The 25,243-nt window shown below is 44.8% G+C and carries 21 protein-coding genes; 12 read left to right on the top strand and 9 right to left on the bottom strand.

Translation table 11 applies throughout. The features are described 5' to 3' along the window. Positions 1 to 923: 923 nt before the first annotated feature. From AB6D80_RS15655 to hemC, 4 genes are read right to left on the bottom strand one after another with little or no spacing between them, the layout of a single operon-like run. Complete coding sequence (locus tag AB6D80_RS15655; RefSeq protein WP_372188995.1) at positions 924 to 2,105, bottom strand: heme biosynthesis protein HemY; 1,182 nt, start codon at positions 2,103 to 2,105, stop codon at positions 924 to 926. Continuing rightward, on the bottom strand, positions 2,105 to 3,331 hold the full coding sequence (locus AB6D80_RS15660) for a uroporphyrinogen-III C-methyltransferase (protein WP_372188997.1): 1,227 nt from the start codon (positions 3,329 to 3,331) through the stop codon (positions 2,105 to 2,107). The genes AB6D80_RS15655 and AB6D80_RS15660 overlap by 1 nt, the downstream gene beginning before the upstream one ends. 18 nt (positions 3,332 to 3,349) lie before the next feature. Continuing rightward, the gene (locus AB6D80_RS15665) at positions 3,350 to 4,078 is read right to left on the bottom strand and encodes a uroporphyrinogen-III synthase (RefSeq protein WP_372188999.1); all 729 of its coding nucleotides are present in this window, start codon (positions 4,076 to 4,078) and stop codon (positions 3,350 to 3,352) included. A 2-nt stretch (positions 4,079 to 4,080) separates the two neighbouring features. Next, positions 4,081 to 5,019, bottom strand: a complete 939-nt coding sequence (hemC, locus tag AB6D80_RS15670) for a hydroxymethylbilane synthase (RefSeq protein WP_009848205.1) — start codon at positions 5,017 to 5,019, stop codon at positions 4,081 to 4,083. A 343-nt stretch (positions 5,020 to 5,362) separates the two neighbouring features. On the opposite strand from hemC, the gene AB6D80_RS15675 reads away from it, so the two are divergent. Further along, positions 5,363 to 7,891: a class I adenylate cyclase gene (locus AB6D80_RS15675; protein WP_372189001.1), complete on the top strand. Its 2,529-nt coding sequence runs from the start codon at positions 5,363 to 5,365 to the stop codon at positions 7,889 to 7,891. Positions 7,892 to 7,962: 71 nt separating this feature from the next. Here the strand turns inward: AB6D80_RS15675 and cyaY are convergent, their stop codons facing one another. After that, positions 7,963 to 8,277 (bottom strand): iron donor protein CyaY, encoded by a 315-nt coding sequence (gene cyaY / locus AB6D80_RS15680; RefSeq protein WP_009848207.1) that lies wholly within the window; start codon positions 8,275 to 8,277, stop codon positions 7,963 to 7,965. Positions 8,278 to 8,352: 75 nt separating this feature from the next. Between cyaY and lptM the strand changes: the two genes are divergently transcribed. From lptM to AB6D80_RS15720, 8 genes are all read left to right on the top strand, one after another. Next, a complete protein-coding gene (gene lptM, locus AB6D80_RS25095) occupies positions 8,353 to 8,469 on the top strand; it encodes a lipoprotein (RefSeq protein WP_407829960.1) in 117 nt (38 codons plus the stop codon). Positions 8,470 to 8,510: 41 nt separating this feature from the next. Continuing rightward, positions 8,511 to 9,764: a diaminopimelate decarboxylase gene (gene lysA, locus AB6D80_RS15690; protein WP_009848209.1), complete on the top strand. Its 1,254-nt coding sequence runs from the start codon at positions 8,511 to 8,513 to the stop codon at positions 9,762 to 9,764. A gap of 11 nt (positions 9,765 to 9,775) precedes the next feature. Next, a complete protein-coding gene (gene dapF, locus AB6D80_RS15695; protein WP_009848210.1) occupies positions 9,776 to 10,606 on the top strand; it encodes a diaminopimelate epimerase in 831 nt (276 codons plus the stop codon). Between the two features lie 43 nt (positions 10,607 to 10,649). Beyond that, positions 10,650 to 11,348: a DUF484 family protein gene (locus AB6D80_RS15700; protein WP_012605049.1), complete on the top strand. Its 699-nt coding sequence runs from the start codon at positions 10,650 to 10,652 to the stop codon at positions 11,346 to 11,348. Beyond that, positions 11,317 to 12,249 carry a tyrosine recombinase XerC gene (gene xerC, locus AB6D80_RS15705; protein WP_017102011.1) on the top strand — a complete coding sequence of 311 codons (933 nt, stop codon included), beginning with the start codon at positions 11,317 to 11,319 and terminating at the stop codon, positions 12,247 to 12,249. Before AB6D80_RS15700 ends, xerC begins: the two co-directional genes overlap by 32 nt. Positions 12,250 to 12,264: 15 nt before the next feature. After that, positions 12,265 to 12,981 carry a 5-amino-6-(5-phospho-D-ribitylamino)uracil phosphatase YigB gene (yigB, locus tag AB6D80_RS15710; RefSeq protein ID WP_017102010.1) on the top strand — a complete coding sequence of 239 codons (717 nt, stop codon included), beginning with the start codon at positions 12,265 to 12,267 and terminating at the stop codon, positions 12,979 to 12,981. 165 nt (positions 12,982 to 13,146) lie between these two features. Continuing rightward, complete coding sequence (locus AB6D80_RS15715) at positions 13,147 to 15,645, top strand: EAL domain-containing protein (RefSeq protein WP_371708077.1); 2,499 nt, start codon at positions 13,147 to 13,149, stop codon at positions 15,643 to 15,645. A 192-nt stretch (positions 15,646 to 15,837) separates the two neighbouring features. Beyond that, entirely contained in the window at positions 15,838 to 18,318 is a 2,481-nt protein-coding gene (locus tag AB6D80_RS15720; RefSeq protein ID WP_372044096.1) for an EAL domain-containing protein, read from the top strand. Between the two features lie 180 nt (positions 18,319 to 18,498). On the opposite strand, the gene AB6D80_RS15725 is transcribed toward AB6D80_RS15720, so the two are convergent. Together AB6D80_RS15725 and AB6D80_RS15730 are read right to left on the bottom strand one after the other, a co-directional pair. Further along, positions 18,499 to 19,095 carry a tRNA-uridine aminocarboxypropyltransferase gene (locus tag AB6D80_RS15725; protein ID WP_009848216.1) on the bottom strand — a complete coding sequence of 199 codons (597 nt, stop codon included), beginning with the start codon at positions 19,093 to 19,095 and terminating at the stop codon, positions 18,499 to 18,501. A 2-nt stretch (positions 19,096 to 19,097) separates the two neighbouring features. Then, entirely contained in the window at positions 19,098 to 20,642 is a 1,545-nt protein-coding gene (locus AB6D80_RS15730; RefSeq protein WP_372189004.1) for a COG3650 family protein, read from the bottom strand. A 39-nt stretch (positions 20,643 to 20,681) separates the two neighbouring features. Between AB6D80_RS15730 and AB6D80_RS15735 the strand changes: the two genes are divergently transcribed. Beyond that, positions 20,682 to 21,149 carry an EVE domain-containing protein gene (locus tag AB6D80_RS15735; protein WP_012605042.1) on the top strand — a complete coding sequence of 156 codons (468 nt, stop codon included), beginning with the start codon at positions 20,682 to 20,684 and terminating at the stop codon, positions 21,147 to 21,149. Between the two features lie 88 nt (positions 21,150 to 21,237). Here the strand turns inward: AB6D80_RS15735 and AB6D80_RS15740 are convergent, their stop codons facing one another. Further along, on the bottom strand, positions 21,238 to 22,065 hold the full coding sequence (locus AB6D80_RS15740) for a Cof-type HAD-IIB family hydrolase (RefSeq protein ID WP_372189006.1): 828 nt from the start codon (positions 22,063 to 22,065) through the stop codon (positions 21,238 to 21,240). A 190-nt stretch (positions 22,066 to 22,255) separates the two neighbouring features. Then, positions 22,256 to 23,236 carry an alpha/beta fold hydrolase gene (locus tag AB6D80_RS15745; protein ID WP_372189008.1) on the bottom strand — a complete coding sequence of 327 codons (981 nt, stop codon included), beginning with the start codon at positions 23,234 to 23,236 and terminating at the stop codon, positions 22,256 to 22,258. A gap of 81 nt (positions 23,237 to 23,317) precedes the next feature. Here AB6D80_RS15745 and rhtB point away from each other — a divergent pair, with 81 nt between their 5' ends. Continuing rightward, a complete protein-coding gene (rhtB, locus tag AB6D80_RS15750; RefSeq protein ID WP_009848221.1) occupies positions 23,318 to 23,935 on the top strand; it encodes a homoserine/homoserine lactone efflux protein in 618 nt (205 codons plus the stop codon). Between the two features lie 45 nt (positions 23,936 to 23,980). After that, positions 23,981 to 25,201, top strand: a complete 1,221-nt coding sequence (locus tag AB6D80_RS15755) for an EAL and HDOD domain-containing protein (RefSeq protein WP_009848222.1) — start codon at positions 23,981 to 23,983, stop codon at positions 25,199 to 25,201. Positions 25,202 to 25,243: the final 42 nt, after the last annotated feature.

Genomic DNA, 25,243 nt, shown 5'->3' on the forward strand with positions numbered 1-25,243 from the left:
CCTGTCACGCCGGGGGTCGCGGGTTCGAGTCCCGTCCACTCCGCCACTTATTAGAAAAGCCCTGCTAGAAATAGCGGGGCTTTTTTACATTTGAAGAAAAGAGTTTTGCTTGTAGATTGTACGAGTGCTGTAAAGGCATCGAGACCCTACACTTCACGCTATTCCGGCACATATTAGAAAGCCTAGTCTGACGACTAGGCTTTCGTCGTTTCCGGCATCTGAGTTTATTATTCGTCTCCGACTTTTGTTGAAGCGTTTTTCGTTGCTCACGAACTCTGATATTCCAACACTTATTATAAAAGTCCTGCTCTTTCTAGAAGCGCTTGATTACGTTAGTTGATATTTGTGGCTATCGATTCAATGATTAACCTTTAGAGAATGTCTTAGTGAGGTTGACTTCCTACTAATTTGAACTGGTTGATAAAGATGTCTCGTCTTTAGTCACAAGGTTTTGCTGGTTCGGCAACTCTTGCTATATCTCTACTGCTTAATAGATGAACCTATTAAGCAGTTACGTGAAACCCGCGGATTTAGCGTTTTATAGTTGGAATATTGATGGCCATTTAATTGCTAATTCAGCGTGATTTAACGTGGCTTTCGGTCTGTTGGTGAATATCTTTAAATGTCTTCTCTCAAAGTGAGCTCCTTTTACTCTTCAGCTTAGAGGCGTCACTTTTCTTTATGATTCCTCTCGAGCCTCTTCTTAGGGCTTGTTTATAAAAATCGCAAAACTACATACAGACACAATTAAAGTAGTTCTCTGTGTGTTTGAGAGGCTCCATTGCGTAATTTAATAGTTAGTTTGGTGGCGTAGCGTTGGACGCGTAGGGTTCGATGAGATGTGTTGTAGAAGTTATCTAGGGGTAAATAACAGATACAAAAAAGCCGATGCTAGACATCGGCTTAGTTTGAGTCGTTTTGAATTACGCTGGTTGAACGAGAGCGAGTGCTTTACGAGAAACCTCGTGAGCTGCTTTCGTTAAGTTTTGCTTCTCTAGGGCATCAGATAGGTATCCGTAATCTGAAACATTTGAGCGAAGTGCTAGTGCTTTTTCAAAGTGACTTTGTGCTTCTGCCCACTTCTGTTCTCTTAGGTAGAATTGAGCCAATGCGCTGTGTGCTTCGGCATTGCCACCATCTTTACTGATAGCACGCTCTAGCATCACAACTACTGGGTGGTGATCGGCAAGATTTAGCTCAGGAAGCAACATATAGAGCTCATTTGAACCACTCTTCGCAATGTTTTCTTTAATCACTGTGAAGGCTTCTGAATCAGCTTTACGAGCGATCAGTTGCTTCACAAAACAAGAAACAAGGTGAGAGCTTTGTTTTTGCTTTCTTGAAAGCTTATTCCAATGACTGATTAAACCTTCGCTACCTTGCTGCTGTGCCACATCATGAAGCAAACCACATTGTGCTTTCTGTTCCAACTCAACTTGCTCTTCAGCTGTAACAAGCTTGTTCTTAGCCAGCTTAGGCGTTAGCTCTAACAGTGGCTGCCACAGCTTAAGCTGCATGTAAGTGGCTTTTAGCAGGCCAAGTACGGCGGTGTTATTCGGGTACGAACCTTTCAATGTTGAAAGTGTATCGAATGCGGCTTCGTAGTTCGACTCACTGATCTGTTGTTTTGCTTTCGTTAGCTCAACGGCCAATAGAGAGTCCTCTTGTTGGCTAGCAAGCTCGATGTACTTGTCACGCTCACTTGTATTGCCTTGTTCGTGAGCAGCTTGAGAAGCGACTAAATAACAAAGTAGCGGCATGTCGTGGTGGTTAGCCCAACGAGTTACCTTCTTCTCTGCGCCTTTCCAGTCACCTTCAAGAAGCTTGATGATGCCTTCATTGGTATAACGACGAGAGCGCTTTAGTTTACGAACACTGAACCAGTTCCAAGTTGTCGAGCTTGCGTACATAAGCTTTTTAAATAGGTACTCTAAGCCGAATAGAGCCGCTAGAAGAGCAATGACAAAGATAACCAGTGTTGTCACGCTCATCTCAATGGTCTTATTCGCAATTGAGATCAGAACGTAGCCTTGTTGACCAGAGAACTGAGTACCAACAATTAACCCAGCACCTAGAACGAGAAAAAGAAAAATCCAACGAATCATTATTTTTCCTCCGTGGTCATAACGGTGACTTCACGACGTAGGCGCTCACGTATCACGTCTGATAACTCATTTTGAGACTCAAGTTTCACAGGGTATTTCACAGAAATATTCTGCTCGCTCAGCTGCTTAATCGCCTTTTCAAACTCGATTACTGAGTTGTTATCTTGGTTTAGGTACGACTTCGACCACTCGTTAGCTGTCTTAAGAGCTGCGCTATAGACTTCGCCTTGCTCTTTGTAGACTGCGCGAATTGCGGTCTCTAGTTTGCCCTTGATATTCTCACGCAGGTAAAAGTGTTGTTCAGGAGAGAGTAGAGGAATAACTTCACCATCACGACTGCGGAATGTGATGAAGTTTTCTGAAAAATCTTTCATCGACGTCATCAGGTTGTTCTGCCAATCATTGATATCTTGCGATACGGCTTTTTTCTCAACAACCGCAGCTTCTGGAAGAATCGCATTGGCAAGCGGTAGAGTATCGACTTGTTGTTGTAGGCTTGTGATACGAAGAACTAAGCCATCACGGTCGATTAGAGGGATAGTGCGAAGCTTAGTAATGTCATTGGTCATTGATTGACGAAGAGAGACCAAGCTTGGGTCATTCAGTGCGGCGATACGTTGATCTGCGCTTTCCATTAGTTTGGTGGCACTAACGGCATCATGTTCTAGGAACAGTTTACGACCAGCAAGTTTCACAAGGTAATCAGCTTCAGCAAGCAACCAGTCATTTGGACGGCGACCTTTAACATCAGCAACCGCTAGCTGTAGGCTTTGAATGCTCTTCTGTTGCTGAGATTGCACGACTTGAGTTTTCTCCACCGCATGTGATGCTTCTTGGATGGTCTCTTGCTTGATGGTTTGTAGGTCTTTATTTACTGCAGATTGAGTATTTTGAAGTTGTGCTTGAAGAGCGGCTATTTGAGTCGAGTACTCAGCGCTCTTTTGCTGCATTTGAAACGCGATGCCGCCGTTAAAAATAATAGAAATAGCGATCGCAATAGCGCCTAGTTTGACACCGCGCTTACCTTGCTTTTCCGCTTTCTCTATTTGCTCTTTATGTTCAGCTTGAGGCGGTTCATTTTGAGCAGTATTTGACGCAGAGGCATCAAGTTTTTGTTCAGGCTGTTTTGTCTCTGTAGAGTCAGCTTTTTCGTTTTCAACAACTACTGGCTGAGTGTCTTGTTTCTTTTCAGGTTCAATATGCTCATTATTTTTTTTGCTTGTCATGCTTATTTCCTGTTCTAGCTAGGGCCGGAGAGCAGCCAGTAATATTTGGTTCGTAGCACTTTGAGTATTGGTCACGTTCGAGAAACCGAGTTGTTGTGCTCGTTCTACTATGCGCTGGCTTGGGACAAATAGTTGTCTCGTTGAAAGCCAAGCCAAATACTCATCAGGGGTAATTGAGCAGAGATACTCCAATTGTTCCTGACTAGTGATGACAACTTTGGACGTTTTTTTGTTTATCCATGTTTGATAGATATTGTGATCGTTAATGGGAATATATTCTCTACGGTAGGTCTCACAATAAGAGACTTGTGCACCTCGATTGAGTAAAGAATCTCGAATGAGCTCACGCCCACCATTTCCACGCAGTATCAAAATGGATTTATTCTCTACGCCATTAAGTTCAGTAAGTTTGAGAAGATGTTCACTATCACTCACTTTGGGATAGTTTACTTTTTGTTTACTAACTTTGCTTAAAACGTGCGCAGTTTTTTGACCAACGCCAAGATAAAGCGGCGAAGTTGGCCAAATAGATGAAGTTTTCGAAAGGATGTTTTGGGCAGCGGTCACGGCGTGGTGACTGACTGCAATAATGATATCGCTGTTATTAAGCTGGGTGCTTAAATCCGATGAGTGTGGATTATCAACGATACGAATAAGCGGATGATGGATTGCTTGAATCCCTTCATCCGCTAGTTGTTGGCAAAGCGATTGTCCCTCTGAACCGGGACGAGTCACCAACACTGTCATAGTTATTCTTGGTCAGCGTAGAGCTTGGTTAAGATTTCTCTCGCGCCATCATCCAGCAATTGATTTGCCAGAGTAACGCCAAGTGCTTCTGCATCTTTGCGAAGGCCAGAGATCTCACCACGAACCATTTTAGAACCATCTGGTTCGCCTACTAATGCACGTAGCCAGATATTATCGCCATCTAATAATGAGTAGCTACCGATAGGAACCTGACAACCACCTTCTAGAGTTAGGTTCATTGCACGTTCGCATAGCACACGATCGGCTGTGTCTTTGTGGTTCAGTGGCTCAAGAAGCTTGATTAGACGTTCATCATCTAGACGACACTCAATACCAACAGCGCCTTGCCCTACAGCAGGTAGAGACTGTTCAGGTTCGATAAAGCTACGGATACGCTCTTCTAGCTCTAATCGCTTAAGGCCAGCTGCCGCCAGCACGATAGCATCGTATTGACCATCATCGAGTTTACCTAGACGAGTACCAACGTTGCCACGCAGTTCTTTGATGATGAGATCTGGGCGGTATTCTAGCAACTGACATTGACGACGCAGGCTGCATGTACCTACGACAGCACCTTGTGGTAACTCATCGATGTTGTTGTAAGTATTTGATACGAAAGCATCACGAGGATCTTCGCGCTCACAAATCGTTACTAGACCTAGACCTTCAGGGAAGTCGACCGGTACGTCTTTCATTGAGTGAACCGCTAGATCAGCACGACCTTCTAGCATTGCTACTTCAAGTTCTTTAACGAATAGCCCTTTACCGCCTACCTTAGCAAGTGGCGTGTCTAGGATGATGTCACCTTTGGTCACCATAGTTACCAACTCAACCTCTAAACCAGGGTGAGCAGCTTGCAGTGCATCCCTTACAAAGTATGCCTGCCAAAGGGCAAGAGGGCTTTTTCTGGTCGCGATACGGATTGGTGCTGAATTTGTCATGGTGTTTCCGATATAGGTTCTGTAATAGGCTAATCCTACCATTGTGAGGCGAAAATTCTTACTGTTTGATCATTCGATACTTTGATAGCAGAGGGAATTTCATGAGTTCACCAAAATAGTGTGATTGGTATCTCATTTGAAACATGGGCTATTATTAGAAATAGTCAATAAAGAGGACACTACGGCGCCGCGAGTTTACTTTCAGTCATCAAGGGATTCGTAAGTATGACGGCGTCCTTTGCTTTACCGATAAGGGTAAAAGTGTTAAATTGATCACGTTTTGTTGCTACTTTCGTTCAGTAACTAAACAGAAGTACACTTAATCTCAAACCAAGGACTTACCTTGCAGGCTTACACTCAAACTTTGATTCAACGATTAGACAATCTAAATCAGCAGCGCATTGATCGTGCGTTGGCGTTGATGAATGTGCAGGGCCAGCGAGTTTTTAACCTTATCCCCGCGCTGCTTCACTTCAATCATCCGATGATGCCTGGTTATTATGACCAACAAGTTCCTTTTGGAATTCGTAGCTTCACGCTTAATGAATTCCAAAAGCAATTTGTCTCTGATACTGAATTAACTCTGGGCGGAAAACTTACCGAGGCCGCTGAACCAGCAATCTTGGGTTTGTACACCATGGGCAGCACTTCATCTATTGGTCAAAGTACCTCAAGTGATCTTGATATCTGGGTGTGTGTATCTCCAGATATGGATGGCGCATCTCGCGATAGCCTGACCAATAAATGTCTGCTTATTACTGATTGGGCTGAAACCTTAGGGGTTGAAGCGAACTTCTTTTTGATGGATGAAGAGCGTTTCCGCTCGAATCATTCTGAAGAGATGACCGGTGATAACTGTGGTTCTTCACAGCACTTACTACTGCTTGATGAGTTCTACCGCTCAGCCGTTCGTTTGGCTGGCCAGCGTTTGTTGTGGCAAATCATCCCGCCAGAAATGGAGGAGTGCTACGACGAGTATGTCCAAGGTTTATGTAACGATGGTTATCTTGATTGCTCGCAGTGGATCGATTTCGGCAAGCTGAACAGTATTCCTGCTGAAGAGTACTTTGGTTCAAACCTATGGCAGCTCTATAAGAGTATCGACTCACCGTATAAATCGGTGTTGAAGGCGATCCTGTTAGAAGCTTATTCATGGGAATACGCAAACACCCAGCTTCTTAGTATTGACACCAAGCGTCGTTTCTTCGCAGATGAACCTGATCTGTATGGCATGGATAGCTACTATCTGATGCTTGAGAAGGTAACTCGCTACCTAGAACGTATCAACGACCATACTCGATTGGATTTGGTGAGACGCTGCTTCTATCTTAAGACCCACGAGAAGTTGTCACGAGATGCGGGTATTGGTTCTGTCGCATGGCGTCGTGAAGCCTTAACCGAGATGACTAAATCTTGGAACTGGGGACAGGAAACCATTGCTGAGCTCGACAACCGCCGTAACTGGAAGGTTGAGCAGGTTAAAGTGGTACACCATGCGCTGCTTGATGCCTTGATGCTGAGCTATCGTAATCTGATTCAATTTGCACGTCGCAACGACATCACTTCAGCTATCAGCCCGCAAGATATCAGTATCTTGGCACGTAAGCTTTATGCTGCGTTTGAGGTGTTACCAGGCAAAGTGACGCTACTGAATCCACAAATATCCCCGGATCTCCATGAGCCAGATTTGAGCTTTATCGAAGTTCGTCAGGGTCAGTCAAATAAAGCGGGTTGGTACTTGTACAAACAGCCTTTGATTGCACATCGCATTCTCGGTCAGCCTTCACTTGAACACCATGAGTACTTGAGTAAATTGGTTGCTTGGTCGTTCTTTAATGGTTTGATTACTGAGTCGACGCGTTTGCACTCAGTGGTTCGAGATGCTCATATTGATATCGATAAATTTTATCAAATGGTGAGCGATCTACGTAATACCTTCTCTTTGCGTAAGCGTCGACCGAGTATGCAGGCACTGGCGAGCCCGTGTGAGATAAGCCAACTGGCGATGTTCATCAACTTTGAAAATGACCCGACGTCTGAATTAAGTGGTCGCGCATTAAAAGTGGATCTTAAGAATGCCGATATTTTCAGTTTTGGTGAAGAAGGTAAGAGCTTAGTCGGTAGTGTCGATCTGGTTTATCGGAACTCTTGGCATGAAGTTCGTACACTTCATTTCCAAGGTGAAACCGCGATGCTGGACGCGCTGAAGACGGTACTGGGTAAAATGCACCAGGATGCGTTGCCGCCAGAGTCGGTTGATGTGTTCTGCTACAGCAAAAACCTACGCGGTGTGATGCGTAATATGGTGTATCAACTGCTTGCTGAGTGTATCGACTTGCGATTAAAACCAATTGAGCCAGAGAAACGCCGCCGATTTAAGGCTATTCGCCTGGCAAACAAAATGTTTGGTCTGTTCTTTGAACGTCGTGGTGTATCGGTGCAGATGCTGGAAAACTCGGTCGATTTCTATCGTAGTATCTCGACGAATAAGCTGAAGGGCTCACCTTTACTGATGCTCGATAAAGAGCAAGAGTATCAGCTACCAGAAGTGGTTGATGGTTTTGCGAGTGAAGGTTTAATTCAATTTTTCTTTGAGGATACCGACAAAGGTTTCAATATTTATGTATTGGACGAGTCGAATCAGGTTGAGGTGTATCACCAGTACAGCGGTGAAAAAGATGAGATGATCGCAAGCGTGAATTCTTTCTACACTTCAGTAAAAGATGAGTCGAAGGTGTCGTCTAAGTTGATTAACTTTAACCTACCTCAGTACTACCAAATTGTTCACCCTGAAGAAGGTAACTCTTATGTGGTGCCATATCGTAACGATGCGACTTTAGCTTCTCGGAGCTCAAAGATAGTCAATATCTAGTCTTACCAAGACTGATTGATATTAAAAAAGGAGTGATTGATTCACTCCTTTTTAGTTTTGCTTACAAATGATTAGACCCAATTAATCTCTTCATCTGCGTGCTTTTCGCACTCTTCTTTGACCATCTCAAACAACGCCATGCCCGTCTTTGAACATGTCCACTTGTCGTCAACTAGCTTGAAGTGAAAGCCGCCAGATTTAGACGCTAACCAGATCTCACGCATTGGTTCTTGGCGATTGATGATAATTTGGCTGCGGTTTTCAAACTCCAACGTCATTACGTTACCAGTCACTTCATAATCAATATCTGCCTCTGATTCATCGATCGCTTCTTCGATGTTTTGCATCTGTATATCGACCAGCTTATGAAATTCAGTCTCGTTCATCCTTTCTATCCTATTGCTTTTCCTGAGTGTGGTGCGATTATAGGGGGCATTGAGTTAATAATCACGATGTGCAAAATGAAAAAACTAATTACCGCTTTGTTTATGGTGTCCGTTATTGGACTTTCTGGTTGTGGTCAAACGGGTCCTTTGTATGATCCTGATGAAGTTCAACAGACTGAACAATCACAATAAGTGAAACACGCAGAAATCGTTATTTATAAGGGATAAGAACTTTGGATTACTTCAACTATCAGGAAGATGGCCAGCTTTGGGCTGAGGACGTCGCACTTTCACAACTAGCAGAGCAATATGGTACACCGCTGTATGTATATTCTCGTGCCACATTAGAACGTCACTGGAACGCATTTGACTCATCGGTAGGTGAGCACCCGCATTTGGTGTGTTACGCCGTTAAAGCTAACTCGAATCTAGGCGTGTTGAATACCTTAGCTCGTTTGGGTTCTGGTTTTGACATCGTTTCTGGTGGTGAGCTAGAGCGTGTGGTTGCTGCAGGTGGCGATCCGGCGAAAGTTGTTTTCTCTGGTGTCGGCAAAACAGCCGCAGAAATGAAGCGAGCGCTTGAGTTGAACATTAAATGTTTCAACGTAGAGTCTGAGCCAGAACTGGAGCGACTGAATAAAGTGGCCGGTGAACTTGGAGTTAAAGCGCCGATTTCACTGAGAATCAACCCTGATGTTGATGCCAATACTCACCCTTATATCTCTACGGGTCTGCGTGATAACAAGTTTGGTATCGCCTTCGATCGTGCTCCTGCTGTTTATGCGTTTGCTAAAACACTCGATAACTTGTCTATCCATGGTATTGATTGCCATATCGGCTCTCAGTTAACGGATATCGAACCTTTCATCGATGCCACTGATCGCTTGCTTGCGTTGATCGATCAACTACGAGCTAACGATATCAACATCAAGCATCTTGATGTTGGCGGTGGTTTGGGGGTGGTTTATCGTGATGAATTACCACCACAGCCCTCTGACTACGCGAAAGCCTTGTTGGCTCGCCTAGACAATCATTCTGATCTAGAGCTGATTTTCGAGCCAGGAAGAGCGATTGCGGCTAACGCTGGTGTATTATTAACAAAAGTCGAGTTCCTTAAGCCAACAGAGCATAAGAACTTTGCCATTATCGATGCGGCAATGAACGACCTGATGCGCCCTGCACTTTACCAAGCTTGGCAAGATATTGTTCCAGTTAGCCCGCGTCAGGGTGAAGCTGTGACTTACGATTTAGTTGGCCCTATATGTGAAACGGGTGACTTCCTAGGTAAAGATCGTGACCTTGTTCTTGAAGAGGGCGACTTATTGGCTGTTCGTTCAGCAGGTGCTTATGGCTTCGCAATGTCATCCAACTACAACACTCGTTCGCGTGCGGCAGAAGTGATGGTTGATGGCGATAAAACTCATTTGGTTCGTCAGCGTGAAGAGCTTACGAGTCTGTGGGAACTTGAAAACATTCTTCCGGAGTAATTTTAAGCGTTATGCACTTCCACTTTTCTAAAATGCATGGTTTGGGCAATGATTTCATGGTCGTGGACTGCATTACTCAAAATATTTTCTTTTCTCCAGATTTGATCCGTCGTTTGGCGGATCGTCACACTGGTGTGGGTTTCGACCAGCTACTTGTAGTTGAAGCTCCCTATGATCCTGAAACTGACTTCCATTACCGCATATTTAATGCAGATGGCAGTGAAGTGGAGCAGTGTGGCAATGGTGCGCGTTGTTTTGCTCGATTCGTTCGCATGAAAGGCTTAACGAATAAGTACAGCATCAACGTGAGCACCAAGAAAGGGAAAATGGTTCTTAAGATTGAAGACAATGATTTAATCACTGTCAACATGGGTATTCCTGAGTTCGAACCGGGCAAGATTCCATTTAAGGCGAAGCAGCCAGAAAAGACGTATATCCTAAGAACGGATGTACACACCTTGTTCTGTGGTGCTGTTAGCATGGGTAACCCACATGTGGTTACCGTAGTTGATGACGTCGATACTGCTGATGTGGATACCTTAGGTCCGCTGCTTGAATCTCACGAACGTTTTCCTGAGCGTGTTAATGCTGGCTTTATGCAAGTGGTTAACCGTGAAGAGGTTCGCTTGCGTGTCTACGAACGTGGTGCGGGTGAAACTCAGGCATGTGGCAGTGGCGCATGTGGTGCAGTTGCTGTTGGTATAACACAAGGCTTACTGGCTGAGAATGTGAAGGTTCGTCTACCTGGTGGTGACTTACACATTAGCTGGCAAGGCCCTGGGAAACCTCTGTTGATGACTGGCCCAGCAACGCATGTGTTTGATGGTCAACTTTCTTGCTAATAACGATATAACAAATAGATTTATAAAAAATAAAGGATAGGTTTTGTCTTACGTTGAAGGCGACACTCTGACTGCAGAGGTGGTTGCGGAATATTTACGTGATAACCCAGATTTCTTTCAAAACAGGAAAGATTTGGTTGATCGCCTTGCTATTAATAATGTTGAGCAGGGCGCTGTTTCTCTGGTTGAGATTCAGCTTAAACGTCAGCGTCATAGAATCGAAGAGCTGGAAGAAGAGATCACTGGCCTGATGTCACTAGCGGCGAATAACGATAAAACTTTCTATGAATTCATGGATCTGCAAACTCAAGTGTTGAAATGCAGTGACTTCATTCAGGTTATCAAGGCTGTTGAACAAAAAGCGTTGGAACTAGGGCTTAAGGCTCATGTACGAGTTCTCTCACAATTAGGTTTTTATCAGCTGAATGAAGAGCGTTACTCGAAATTTTCACTTAACCATTTCAATGGCAAAGATGCTTATCTAGGGCGATTGAGAAAGGCAGACAGACACGATTTGTTTGGTGATTATCCAGTTCCAGAGCTAGGCTCTTATGTAGTGCTACCCCTTGCTAAGCGATCTCCGCTGGGTGTACTCGCTTTTTCTAGTGAAGATGGCGGCCACTTCCAGCCTCATATGGACACGCTCTTTTTACGCCATTTAGCACTTGTTGTCGCTCATTTGGCGGACACCTTACCTTGGCAGATAAATAATGAGCCTAGAGCCCAAAATACCTCTTCCTAACAGCCTTCAAAAGCCTCTTTCTCGCTTCTATGAATATCTTAGAAGTGAGAAGGGACTCAGCTTACACACCCAACGTAACTACAAACAACAACTTGAAACCATGGCCGCTTATTTAGTCACTCTGGGACTAACGGACTGGGGGCAAGTTGATGCGGCGTGGGTAAGACAACTTGCAAGTAAAGGCATGCGCGAAGGAATGAAAGCGAGCAGTATTGCGACTCGCTTATCGTCACTGCGCAGCTTCTTTGATTTCCTTGTCTTGCGTGGCGAAATGACCGCCAATCCAGCCAAAGGGGTTTCAGCACCTCGCAAACAGCGTCCTTTGCCTAAAAACCTCGATGTTGATGAAGTCGGGCAGCTGCTTGATGTGAATGAGGACGACCCACTGTCAATTCGCGACCGAGCGATGATGGAAGTGATGTATGGTGCTGGATTACGTTTGGCTGAGCTGGTCGGTATCAATCTTAAAGATGTATTGGGTCGACAAGGCGAAATCCGAGTGATTGGTAAAGGCGACAAAGAACGCAAAGCGCCTTTTTCTGGTTTAGCGAAAGAGTGGGTTGATAAATGGCTCAAAGTTCGTGGTGAACTCGCTTCGCCGGGTGAGCCTGCACTGTTTGTCTCGAAGTTAGGGACTCGTATCTCTCATCGCAGCGTGCAAAAGCGCATGGAAGAGTGGGGCAAGAAGCAATCTGTCGCGAGTCACATCAGCCCGCATAAACTGCGTCACTCGTTTGCAACGCATGTGCTTGAATCAAGCCAAAACCTTCGTGCGGTTCAAGAGTTGCTCGGGCATGAAAACATCTCGACAACCCAAGTGTACACTCACTTAGATTTCCAACATTTAGCACAAGCTTATGACCAAGCTCATCCAAGAGCGCGTAAGAAGAATAAAGATTAGATTAAAGGTTTAACTATGCGAATTTATCGAGGGTTAAAGCCCATCAAAGCCATGACCTTTGATTTGGATGATACCTTGTACGACAACTGGCCTGTGATCATGAAAGTTGAGAAAGAGATGGCGCAGTGGCTTTATCAAAAGCATCCTGTGTCTGCTTCTCTTTCGTTAGAAGAGTGGCAAGGTATCAAACAGCAAGTCGCCTCTGAAAACCCAGCGTTAAAGCATGATGTCACCGTGTGGCGAGAAACACAGATTAAGCGTGGTTTGTTACAACTGGGGTATTCTCAGCAGCAAGCAGAACAAGCGGCTCGTGAAGGCATAGAACACGCCTTGTGGCTGCGTAATCAGGTGGATGTGCCACAAGAAACGCATCGAGTGATGGCTGAGCTGAGCCAACGTATTCCTTTAGTTGCGATTACTAATGGCAATGTCGACCCACATAAAATTGGCTTGGGGCAGTACTTCCAATTAATCCTTAAAGCCGGTCCTGACGGCAGAGCAAAACCCTACCCTGATATGTTTGATAAAGCTCAGCAATACCTAAATTGTGACGCTGAGAATATTCTCCATGTTGGTGACCATCTTAGAACCGATGCCTATGGAGCTAAGACAAATGGTTTCCAAGCATGCTGGTTTAATGATACTGGTTCCAATTTATATGATTCCCCGAAGGCAACAGTGCTGCCTGATGTTGAAATAGAGCAACTTAGTGATCTTATGCGATTAACTTAATGGCCGTAGTAAGCTTAATGTGTCGCATTTATGATATTGAATTGTTACATTAGTCACAATTAAATGCCTGTTTAGGCTAGGATAATTGGCGACTACTTTTGATCGAAATTTTTGATTCATAGTAGTGCGGGTTCTCATTTCACTCGATTTCGAACAAGGGTTGGCATGCAAACATTTACATTTCTCGCAAATACTGAGGAGTTATTTAAGTCTCAATTTGATCAGCGAGAGTGGTGTGACAGCAAACAGTACCTTATTCAAATTTTCTCTGCTCAGTCCTCTGATATCGCTCGTCGAATTGCCAATGCAGCCCTCAATCGTATAGGGCATGCGACGTTAATCGGTCAGAGCGCCCGTTATGTTATCTGTGATAACAGCCTGAAGCATGAATGTACCTTAGTCGTCGTCAGTGAATTTAACGATACCCATTTAACGTCTACAGTTCAGACGTTTACCGGAAACCCAAATCAAGACAGCCAAGATCTCGCTTCTCAATTAAACCTTACAGAAGAAACCAAAACGGTTATCAGCTTGTGCGATCAGGTTGAAGGGCGTGACTATCCTATTTATAGCGCCTTTGAGAGTTTACCTTACGCACTACCAGTTGCTGGTGGGCTGTGCCACGAGAATGAATATGGCCGTTGGGTTATGCATAATGAGCAAACCTACCAACATGCTTGTGTTGCGGTTGCATTGACTAACCCTAGCTTAAAGATTTGGTCGGACGCGTATTCTGAGTGGAATCCTATTGGGATGAAATTGCGAGTGACACACGCAGTTGGAAATCGTTTATATGCGTTGAATGACAAGCCGGCTATCGAGGTGTTCAAACATTACCTTGCTGATGGTAAAGATCTCCCTTTTAGTCAGTTGATGAGCTTCCCCCTGTATCGAGAGCTCGGCAGAAAGAAGTGCATCTCGACGCCTCTACGTATTAATGATGATGGTAGTATTGAGTTTGATAGCCCTTGGCATGTCGGCGAAGAGGCCCAGTTTTGTTATAACCATCCTTCTTTGACCGCAGAAAAAGTGCGTCACGGCGCTGAGATGCTTGCCGTGTATCAGCCTGAATCGGTGATCATCTATAACTGTGTATCTCGACTAGAATTTATCGACAGTAAACTTGAGCTCAAACCATTTGAAGGGATAGTAAACGCGTGTGGTGCATACTGCATGGGCGAACTATATCGCAACGACGATCGCCAAGAGATACTGCATCACAGCCTTACCTATATTGCGATGAGAGAGTCGGACGAGATTAATGAATTTCGTTGCGAAGATTTCAAGCGAGACTCAACGGTATCGCCACTACTCAACTTAGTCAGAAATGCGGTCGCAGACCTCGACAGTATGAACACTCAGATGGAGAACAAACTCCATCAACAGGCACGTCGCTTAACTGAAAGCTACCGTATTGACTCTCGCACTGGGCTACCCAACCGTATTGTATTAAAAGAACGCCTCAATACGATTTTATTCAATGAACATCTGTTGACGCTGAAGCTGACTAATTTTCATCAAGTTAACGAAAAATACGGTTATCAAGTGGGTGACCAATTACTGCTTGATCTGTCGAATCATTTTGTCGACCGATTGCACCTTAGTGTGGCTAAGGAATCCAAGGTAAAGGTTGAACTGTTCAGTATTGGTGTCGGTGAGTGGGCAATTATCTTTAACGCGAGTGTCGATAGCGTGAAGATAGAGCAACGTTTCGTCGAGTTTGCTGATGGTATTGAGCATATTAATTTTGAGCCATATGGATTAACCGACATAGACTACCTTTCGGTTTCTCTGTGTGGTGGTTTCGCTAGTCGCTGTGATTTCTTAGCTGATAGCGGTGATGAGATCTTGTTGAAAGCGATTGAAGCTCGACGCTACGGGGTGCGGAACAATACTCACATCACTAATGCCAAAAACATTCAGGTGAGTGAGGAAGATCGTAAAGAACAACTAGGCTGGCTGAGCTGTGTAAGCCGCGCAATCTTAGATCAGAACATTATCACCTACTCACAGCCGATTGTAGCGTCTGTTACTCACGAAATGATTGGCCAAGAGTGCTTGGTCAGAATCATGGAGTCGGATGGTACCATTGTACTCCCTGGTAAGTTCTTACCCATTATTGCTGACACGCATCTCTATACTCGCCTTAGCCGGCACATGATTCGAAACACCATTGGCTACATGGCAAATAAGCAGAGTTCTTTTTCAATCAACCTATCCCCACAAGACTTACTGAGCGATAAGACGCTTGAGGTTCTCGAGTCAGCGATTAGTGGTATGAACGACCCCACTAGACTTGGTCTAGAGGTTCTCGAGTCTGAACAGATCAAAGATTATGGCCGCATGATAGAAGTGTGTGATCACTTCCGTGCTCTTGGGGCGAGAATCATTGTTGATGACTTTGGTTCTGGTTATTCCAATATTGATGAGATCATTAAACTTGAGCCGCAGATCATTAAGCTCGACGGTAGCTTGATTCGCAATATCGACAAAGACCCAAAGCAAAGGAATATCGCCTCTCAATTAGTACGCTTGTGTCAGGTGTTTAACGCCAAAACAGTTGCCGAATTTGTCCATAACCAACAGGTTTGTGAAATTGCAGAGCAAATGGGTGTCGATTATCTGCAAGGTTATTACTTTGGTGAGCCTAAGCGACTGTTTTAGTTGTTAAAGCCCTCAACGTCCTAATGTGACTTGCTTTTAAAGCACTGCACGGGCACAGATGATGGCTCTTTAGTGGAATGAATGATGTCTAACTAGCGTCACATTATTTATAAGACGATTGTAAGTATTCCGTGCAAGCTTTATCTATAATAAGCACAATAACAAATCATTAACGTAACGATTAATGTGAATATGCAATCGACCTCTTTCCAGATACAAGATATTAAGTGCACCCAGCGTGAATTGCAAAAGATAGATTTTCATCCACATGACAATCTACTGATTCAGGTGTTTTCTTCTTTCGAGAAAGATTCGGTGTTGGCTGCCTGCCAAGTAATTCAGTCGACTTTCCCCAACGCCAAATTGATTGGTTGTAGCGCTAATCACTACATCAGCCAAGGTGTGATCCTGCATAAAGGTCTCTATGTTATTGTTACTCGCTTTGAGGCGACGTCTTACACTTGTGGTGTTGTCGAATATAGCGAGCAGCCTCGACGGGATAGCCAAGCGATGTGGCAGCAGCTTGAATGTAATGCTGATACTCAAAGCATTCTCTGTTTCGCCGATCGCTTGCAGATAAATAACCAAGATCTATTTTCAGCGTTTGAGCAGTCGATATATTCATTACCTGTTTGTGGCGGTGCATCGACCATTACAGAGCATGGACGATGGGTGATGCTCGATGGTATTTGCTATGAAAATGCCTATGTCATGTTAGCACTGCACAGTGTTGAACTCGCAATTACTAAGGGGTATTACTGCGAATGGAATCCTATTGGTCGTACCTTCCGAGTGACTGGCGCTCAAGATAATCGGCTAGCTGAATTGGACGGTATACCTGTCCGAGAAGTCTATAATCGTTACCTCGCTGACGGTCTCGAAATCCCTTTTGAGCAACTGTATAACTTCCCCTTGATGGTCGGTGAACCCAAAGACCAGAACACTCACTTACCGCTCAAGGTAACAGAGGGCGGAGAGATAGAATTCAGTGGGTCGTTTCAAGTTGGTGATGAGGTGCGGTTTTGTTATGACCATCCTTCATTGACCCTAGAGCAAATCCGATTGGGCGTTCAACAGATTGCTTCCCATAAACCAGAACAGTTTTTTATCTACAACTGTACCTCTCGCATTGATTTCATTGATGGCAACCAAGAGGTTGAGGTTTTCCAAGCATTAGCGGACGCCTATGGCGTGTACTGCATGGGAGAGCTCTATCAAGATAATGGCCAGCAACGAATTTTGCATCATAGCCTCACTTATCTTGCGCTTAGGGAAGGTGAAGGCAAGGCGGTATTGCCATTAGAGACACAACCCGCGACCAATATTTCCCCTCTGTTTTCATTGATACGAAATGCTCTGCTTGATGTCGATGACATGAACAACAGCATGGCGAGTAAGATTCAACAGCAAGCGACCGCATTGACCGCGAGCTACCGAATTGATCGCCGTACAGGTTTACCTAACCGAAGCGTACTGCGTGAAAAACTGTCAAAAATGAGTACCGATAGTCATTTGTTGGCTTTGAAAGTCACGACATTTGGCCAAATCAATGAGAAGTATGGCTATCGAGTCGGTGACAAGCTTCTGCATGATTTAAGCGAGTATTTTCAAAAGGCGCTGTGGCAGTTCTTTGATGAGGGGTGTCAGCTCTATAGCATTGGTATTGGTGAGTGGGCGGTGGTGTTTGATAGCTGGGTGGGGCAAGAACATATTCATCAGCGTTTTTCTGAATTTGCAGACCAAACGGAACATGTGAATTTTGAACCAACGGGGTTGCCTGATATTGATTACCTGTCGGTATCCATCTGTGCGGGCATAGCCAGCCGTCGAGATTTTCCTACGACCTCGATTGATGATTTGTTGTTGAAGGCGATTGATGCTAGGCGCAGCGCTGTGAGTCAGAACAAGCATCTAGTGAGCGCCAAGACGCTCATTCAATTGGAGAAGCATCGCCAAGAGCAGCTTGGCTGGCTGTCGTGTGTCAGTCGCGCGGTGCTTAATCAGAATATTGTGGCGTGTTCCCAACCTATTGTCTCGGCACACAGCCATCAGGTAGAAAGCTATGAGTGCTTGGTTCGAATTGAAGAGGACGGTCAGTTGATTGCGCCGGGTAAGTTCTTGCCAATCATAGAAGGAACTCATCTCTATACGCGTCTGAGTCGCCAGATGATAACGCGTACCTTTGATTTTATGAGTCAGCGAACCGATTCATTCTCAATTAACTTAGCGCCTCAAGATTTTAGCAATGAGAAAACCATTCTTCATCTTGAGCAAGCCATCAAGAAAATCAGTCATCCACAGCGTATTGGTTTAGAGGTGTTGGAAACCGAACAAATTCAGGATTACGGTCGCTTGATCGAAGTGTGTAATCACTTCCGCGACCTTGGTGTGAATATTATTGTTGATGACTTTGGTTCCGGCTATTCGAACATTGATGAGATATTGAAGTTAGAACCACAAGTCATAAAGCTTGATGGCAGTTTAATTCGGAATATTGATAAAGATAAGAAACAGCGCAAGATCGCTCAGCAACTGGTGAGTTTGTGCCAGATACTGAACGCTAAAACAGTTGCGGAGTTCGTACATAATGAACAGGTGTGTCGAATCGCAGAGGATATGGGTGTCGATTACCTGCAAGGTTACTACTTTGGTCAGCCTCAACGCTTATTCTGATAGGGAGAGTAAAATCTCTTTTTAACGAACAGCTAGAGTGTGCGTTTCACGTGAAACACTAAATGGTTCAATAGATTAAAGTATTATGTAAAAAGGGTGAGCTCATGGCTCACCCTTTTTGTTTTTAGTATCTGTCCCGCCCTAAAATGTGCTTATTGCCTTCTCGCGCGCCTGCTTGATCTATTTGAGAGCGTGGCCACATTTGTCGGCGTGGAATACTTTTAGATACTGTTGGTAGTAGTCATCAATGAGCTTGGCAGGTTCGCTTTCACCTAAAGATTTGAGCAATTCAATGCCCACTTCGCAAGTACACAAATGGCCACTGTCTTGATTGCGGCGCAAGGTGTAAGAGGATTCGCTGGTGATGTCGAGATGAACTTGTGGGACTGCTTGTAACCACGAGCTCTTGTTAAGCATCTTCTTCGCTTCTTGCCATGTGCCATCCAAGATGATGAATAGCGGTTTACGATTCTGGGCTTGGGTCATCACAGCTTGCTGACACTCGATGCTTTGATCACTTGGGAATAACAGAAACGGTTGTCGTGTTTCATCTTCAAGCAGTGCCATTAGCTCCGCTGGTGGTGTTTTCCTTTGCCATACCAAGGACTGACACTGCTCAAGAGATTGCTGAAGCAGCTTTCCGGTGTTGGTGTCTCGCGACAGCTCATTCTCATGAGTCAATAGTACAAGATCAGTTTGGCTTTCAACCGTCGGTATTAGATGACAAACGCACTGGTGAGTGAAGCCACAACCAGGGCAAGCTTGTTGATTACTCATGGTTATAGCTTAACTCCGCTTTGCGCTGGTGATATGCCATCAGCAAACAGAACCACGTCGCTGATATCAGCATCATTTGCAACTGGAGCGACACTTGGATTCAGTGGGTAGCTAACACCGGTGTAAGACAGTGTGTGCTTCGCAGGTGTTGCACCGCCGCCACTGACATTGAAGATCAGATCCTGCCAGCCGTGGTTTTGCGATTTACCTAAGCGTATGTCGCCCTTAACCAGTGTCACTCGGCTATTGAAGCGCCAGTTATCTTGATGGTTTTCGAAAATCAGCAGTGTACAGCCACCCGAGCCACACCAGTCCAGTTGAGCAAACAACTCTTCCTTACCATCACCGTTTAGATCGTAGGTTAGCCAGCGGTACTGAGTGTTGTCTGGATCGGTATTGTTGATCTTAAAATACTCGCGGATCGCTTGGTCGACTTTTGGATCAAGTTGATCACTGGAGTTGACCTGCTTAGCGGTTAGATCAGCGTTAGTGGTGGTATTTGCTTGCGCTTGCGCACTCTTAGCTTCGAATAGCACCAGACCGCCATTGGCAATCGGATAGACCACGTTGCCCACTTTCTCTTTTTCTGCGACGAGCTTACCGTTATCGAGCGTGAAGATGCGCTCAGAGATCAAATACTGTTGCTGGTGGCGAGTCATAACCACTTGTACCTGATTTTGGTTCAGTTGCTGCCAGAAGCCCTGCTCAACAATAGAAGGGTCTCCATTGCTGTACGAGTATGTCGTAATGGCGCTGTGGTCATCGTTGAGTTCAAGGTTGATAGAGAACCCTGAGTTTTGCGTTGAGCTAGCGAAGTAGAGTCCGCTCCAGTCCAATGTTGGATCTTGGTTTGAGACCGTTGCACAGCCATTATAGTTACTGTCATTGAGGTTAAGCTTGGCATGCCATCCATAGATAGAATCACTCATGCCGTCGCTGCAACTCTCTTTTGTAAGGTTGAGTTTGCCTTGCGCTGCTTTACCCTCTAATTGGTAATCACGACTGCTTGGTGTGGTGCGGCTTGATTCAATATCGAGGAGCTGTGGTTGTTCGCCCATCTTGGTGTATTTGAGCTGGTCTTTATCGAAGGTTGCTGACCAGAAGGGTTCATTACCGAATACTCGTGTTGAACGCAGTGGTTGGTCACAACGATTAGGGTTTTCTGCGGTTAGGATATTCACTTGATCAACCACGAAACGTGCCGTGAAATCTGCGTTATACCCGGTTTGGCTCGGTACGGTTAGATGACCAATCAACTCGCCATATAAAGCTTGGTAAGGTCTCGTTGAGAGCCCTTGTGCTTCTAATGCTAGTTCTGGCGTTAAATCTAACCAGTATTGTTGCTGGCTGCCGCAAGGGGTGAAGGTTCGGCTTTCATGGCCAACCACAACCTGACCACGCATGATGAAGGTTTGCGGTTGAATGCTCAGTGGCTCATCCAAGGTTGCTGGTGGTAGTTCTGGCTTTTGGGGGGCATCTGGCGCTGTGACACAGCCTTGTAGTGTGAATGCGACTAGCCATGTCACTGGGTTTTTCATTACCTTCATGTTATATCTTCCTCGGAGCAACCGTTAATTGGATTTATTATGGCATATTGGTTATTTAAAACAGAACCCGACACCTTTTCTATTCAGACTCTGAGAGTACAAAAAACCTCTTGTTGGGAGGGTGTACGCAACTATCAGGCTCGAAACATGATGCGTGATGACGTCAAGTTTGGAGACTTGGTGATGATATACCATTCATCATGTAAAAAAGTTGGCGTGGCGGGGATCGCGAAAGTAACCAGAGAAGCCTACCCAGACCACTTTCAGTTCGACCCAGAGAGTGATTACTACGACCCTAAATCTTCGCCCGATAATCCGCGCTGGATAATGGTTGATGTTGAGTTTGTGCGAGTGACTGAGCGCTTGATTCCTTTGGCAACACTTAAAGCCATGCCTGAACTGTCAGAAATGCCACTGGTTAAACGGGGCAACCGATTATCGATCATGCCGGTTACCGAACAAGAGTGGCAGGCAATATTAAGTAAAGAAGTACTGGGTTCTCGATAGCGTTAGAGAGAGCTTTTTACGTAAGGTTCAAAAAAGGCAGCCAGGTGGCTGCCTTTTTATTTATTCAGATCTCTTCGACGAGACGAGATTAGAGCAGGTGCTTTTCTAGATAGTGAGCAACGGCGTCGTCTGCGTTGCTGCCAATCACTTCATTGTCTGGTAGAGCTTTCATCACTTTTTCATGTGATGTGCCCATGATTAGACCTTTACCCGCCATCGCCAGCATCTCTGCGTCATTCATGCCATCACCAAAGGCAACACAGTTATCCAGTGTTAGGTTCAATGATTTCGCAACAGCGTCTAAGGCGTGGCCTTTAGATACTTCAGCGGCCATCACTTCTAAACACCAAGGTGTTGAGAAGGCGATGTTCAGTTTGTCTCCAAACGCATCTTTTAGCTTTTGCTCAAACGTGACCAGATATTCGTGGTCTTGCTCTGGATGTGTGAAGAAGACTTTAGCAATGCCGTCGCTTGGGGCATTATCAGCTTCAAATCGCTTGTAGCTAAAGCCAGACTCACTATGGAACTTAGCGAGCATTTCGTCTTCACGGTCGAGTAGCCAATCTTCATTCTGGTACATATGAATAAAGATATTTGGATCTTGGCGAACAATATCAATAACCGGTTGAACTAATTTCTGAGGGACGTCCTGGCTATACATCAGTTGATCGTTCTGGTCGTGTACGCGAGCACCGTTTGACGTGATCATGTATGCCGGAATCCCTGCAATTTGACGAATCCCTGCTACGTCGACGTGATGGCGACCCGTAGCGAAGATAAAGGTGTAACCTTGCTCGTGTAACTTCTTAAGCGTTAGTTTGGTAAAGTCGCTTAGCTGATGGTTGGGAGCCAAAAGCGTACCATCTAAATCAGAAGCAACAATTTTCACGAAATCTTTAAGTGCAGGAATAGTCATTTAACCCTCATTGCAAAATGCTTAGCAAATATCAATACTAGCCAACGCTAGCATCGTTTTAACCACAATATCTCTAGGTGGAAATTGTATGCCAATTTCATGCAAGAAAAGAGGGCAAAGCTCACTTACTTCTCTTCCTCTTTAGCGCTTATCTTCTTGGTCGGTTACTCAGCTTATTAGCTTATTCGATCTAGGTAAAAAACTGATTGATAGCATCCAGTGTGTGATTACGGTATTCATCTTGCTCAAACAGCACCTCATGCTTAGAACCCTCAATCACCTTAAACTGGCAATCAGAGTTGGTTTTTTTCAGCTTATTGATGAACTTCACTTGAGCATCGTTACTCACAATCTTCTCTTCCCCTGCCTGAATCAATAGCAGTGGGATCTTGATTTGACGAGTTTGTTGTATTGCCTGCTTGGCTGCCATTAACCCTTGCCATACCCAGCGAGTACTTGGTCCGCCAACCTGCAAAGAAGGGGAACCGTCATATAAGCAACGGAACCACTGATAGCGCACCTTACTGTGGCTTAATAAGTTATTTTCGAAGGGCTTAGAGTAATACGCCTGTTGCCCGGGGGCATAAGTCGGCTTGGCATAGAAAGCGGTGAGAGCTTGCCCAACAAGCATTGCGATAGGCTTGAAGTACCATTCAGTATTGATCCCAAACATCGGAGCGCACAGAGTGACTTTGTCAAACGGGTGGTTGGGATGAGTTTGCAAGTAGCGAGTGGCGATTGTACTGCCCATCGAATGTGCGAGCAGGTAGCGATTGGAATACTTGCTAAGATCAAAGCTGGCAATAATGTCAGACATATCTGATACGTAATCATCAAACTCGTGAATGTGACCAATGTCAGAGTCTGTTACCATACGTTCCGACTGACCTTGACCTTGGTGGTCAAATGAATAAACGTCATAACCTTGCTGATAGAAATCATAAAAGAGCTCTTGGTATTTTAAGCAGCACTCGATGCGACCATTTGAAATAACAATAGCTTTGGTGTGTGTCGGAGAAGTTAAGCTACACCAGTACAACCTTTTTTTACCGGATGATGTAACATGACCGTCCTTTCGTTGTTGCCAAAGGGTGGAGATCGGGTGTTTAATCGCTTGCTCGAACTCAGGTTCTTGCGTGTATGAAAACAGGGTGGCACTGTGGTTTTCCATGGGAAATTACCTGAACTGATGCATGTGAGAGCGTCATCGCTACTAATGTTGTTAGATTAAAGAACTAGTAAGGAAATGCAAATGGATACTCATGTTTGGCTTGCTTATGTCGTCACGGCGATTTTGTTTAGTTTGGCACCGGGCTCAGGTACCGTTAACTCAATCAGCAATGGGCTCAGCTATGGCACCAAGAAGTCACTTGCGTCGATCGTAGGCTTACAGCTCGGTCTTGCATTTCATATTATGCTGGTGGGAGCGGGTATTGGTGCACTAGTGGCAAAATCCGCCTTGGCATTTACCATCATCAAATGGGTGGGCGTGGTTTATCTTCTATGGTTAGGCATTCAAAAGTGGCGTGATAAGTCTAGCTTGGTGGCTTCAGAAGAAAAATCAACGCTATCGAGTGGCAAGCTGCTCAGAAATGCAGTGCTTATCAATTTGACTAACCCAAAATCTATCGTGTTCTTAGTTGCTCTGTTTCCGCAATTTATCGATCCGACACAACCGCAAGCACCGCAGTTGTTGGTGCTCGGAGTGACCACTGTATTTATTGATAGCGTGGTTATGTTGGGTTACACCTCATTAGCTTCACAAATGGGACGTTTTATTCGCTCAGATCGCATAATGGGTAAGATAAATAAAATATTTGGTGGTATGTTCATGGGCTGCGGCGCTTTGCTGGCTGCTGCCAAAGCTTAATGAAAGTAACAGAGTTATAGTTAAATTAATTAGAGTTATCAATAAATGACCGCTACGTACGTTGCTCGACAACCTATCTTAAACCGTAACAAGAACACGCTTGGTTATGAGCTGCTGTTTCGTGACGGTGATAGGAATGCCTACCCCGCGCATATTGAGTCTAATCGAGCAACGTATCGCCTGATCGTTGAAAACTTCTTGTCCGTTGGGCTTAACCCTTCGATCCCATCTTCACGCTGCTTTATTAATTTTCCGTATCAGAGCTTGATTCGCCGTCTTCCAATGAGCTTACCGAAAGATAAGGTCGTAGTTGAGATTCTTGAAACCTGCCAACCGACCGATGAGCTATTAGAGGTAATCAAAGAGCTTTATCAAGCAGGGTATATGATTGCCCTAGATGACTTTACTTCGACACCTGAGTGGGAACGTTTCCTTCAATATACGCATATTGTTAAGCTTGATATCATGCAGATGGGGTTGGATGCGGCGTGTGAGTTAGTCAAAAAGCACGAAGGGAAGAAGTATAGTTTTCTTGCTGAGCGGGTTGAAACGGAACAAGAGTTCCAACAAGCGAAAGAAGCAGGGTTTAAGTTTTTCCAAGGCTATTTCTTTAGTAAGCCCGAAATCATAAAGACTAAGTATATTAGCCCAGAGCAAGTGATAGCGATGGAGCTATTCCAAGAGGTCTGTAAGCCGGATGTCGACTTCCAACGTGTTGAAAGCATCGTCGCGAAAGATATTGCCTTATCCTATAAGCTTCTGCGCTTTGTGAACACTATGTCACCCCGCCTTGAGGTCACCATCTCTTCATTTCGTCAGGCCTTGGTTTATTTAGGGCAAGAGAAACTGAAAATGTTTGTCTCGCTAGCAGTAGCGTCTTATGTCTCTGATAAAAAGCCCAAAGAACTGTATGGACTGTCTTTGCAGCGTGCGCAGTTTTGCCAACGGATGTCTCGTTACCAAGTATTTAAAGGGCATACTGAACAAGCCTTTATGATTGGCTTGTTCTCATTACTTGATGCATTGCTCGATCTGTCGTTAGAGAATTTAATTGAACAATTACCGTTATGCACAAGTATTAAGGTCGCCTTGCTGCGCAGAGAAGGTCCATATGGCGCATTATTAGCGCTTGAAGAAAGTTTCGAACATGCTGATTGGCAAAAGATTGATGATCACTGTGCTGATCTAGGGTTGAACGTGGAACAAGTGAAAACAGAACTCACAGAAGCTCGACGCTGGAGTCATATTGTTACCAACAAACTCTGATATTCTTCGTTAAACTTTTATGACAATGAAAACGCACGCCTT

Origin of the sequence: Vibrio sp. 10N.247.310.17 (genome assembly GCF_041466605.1) — a bacterium.
Taxonomy (GTDB): Bacteria; Pseudomonadota; Gammaproteobacteria; order Enterobacterales; family Vibrionaceae; genus Vibrio; species Vibrio tasmaniensis_A.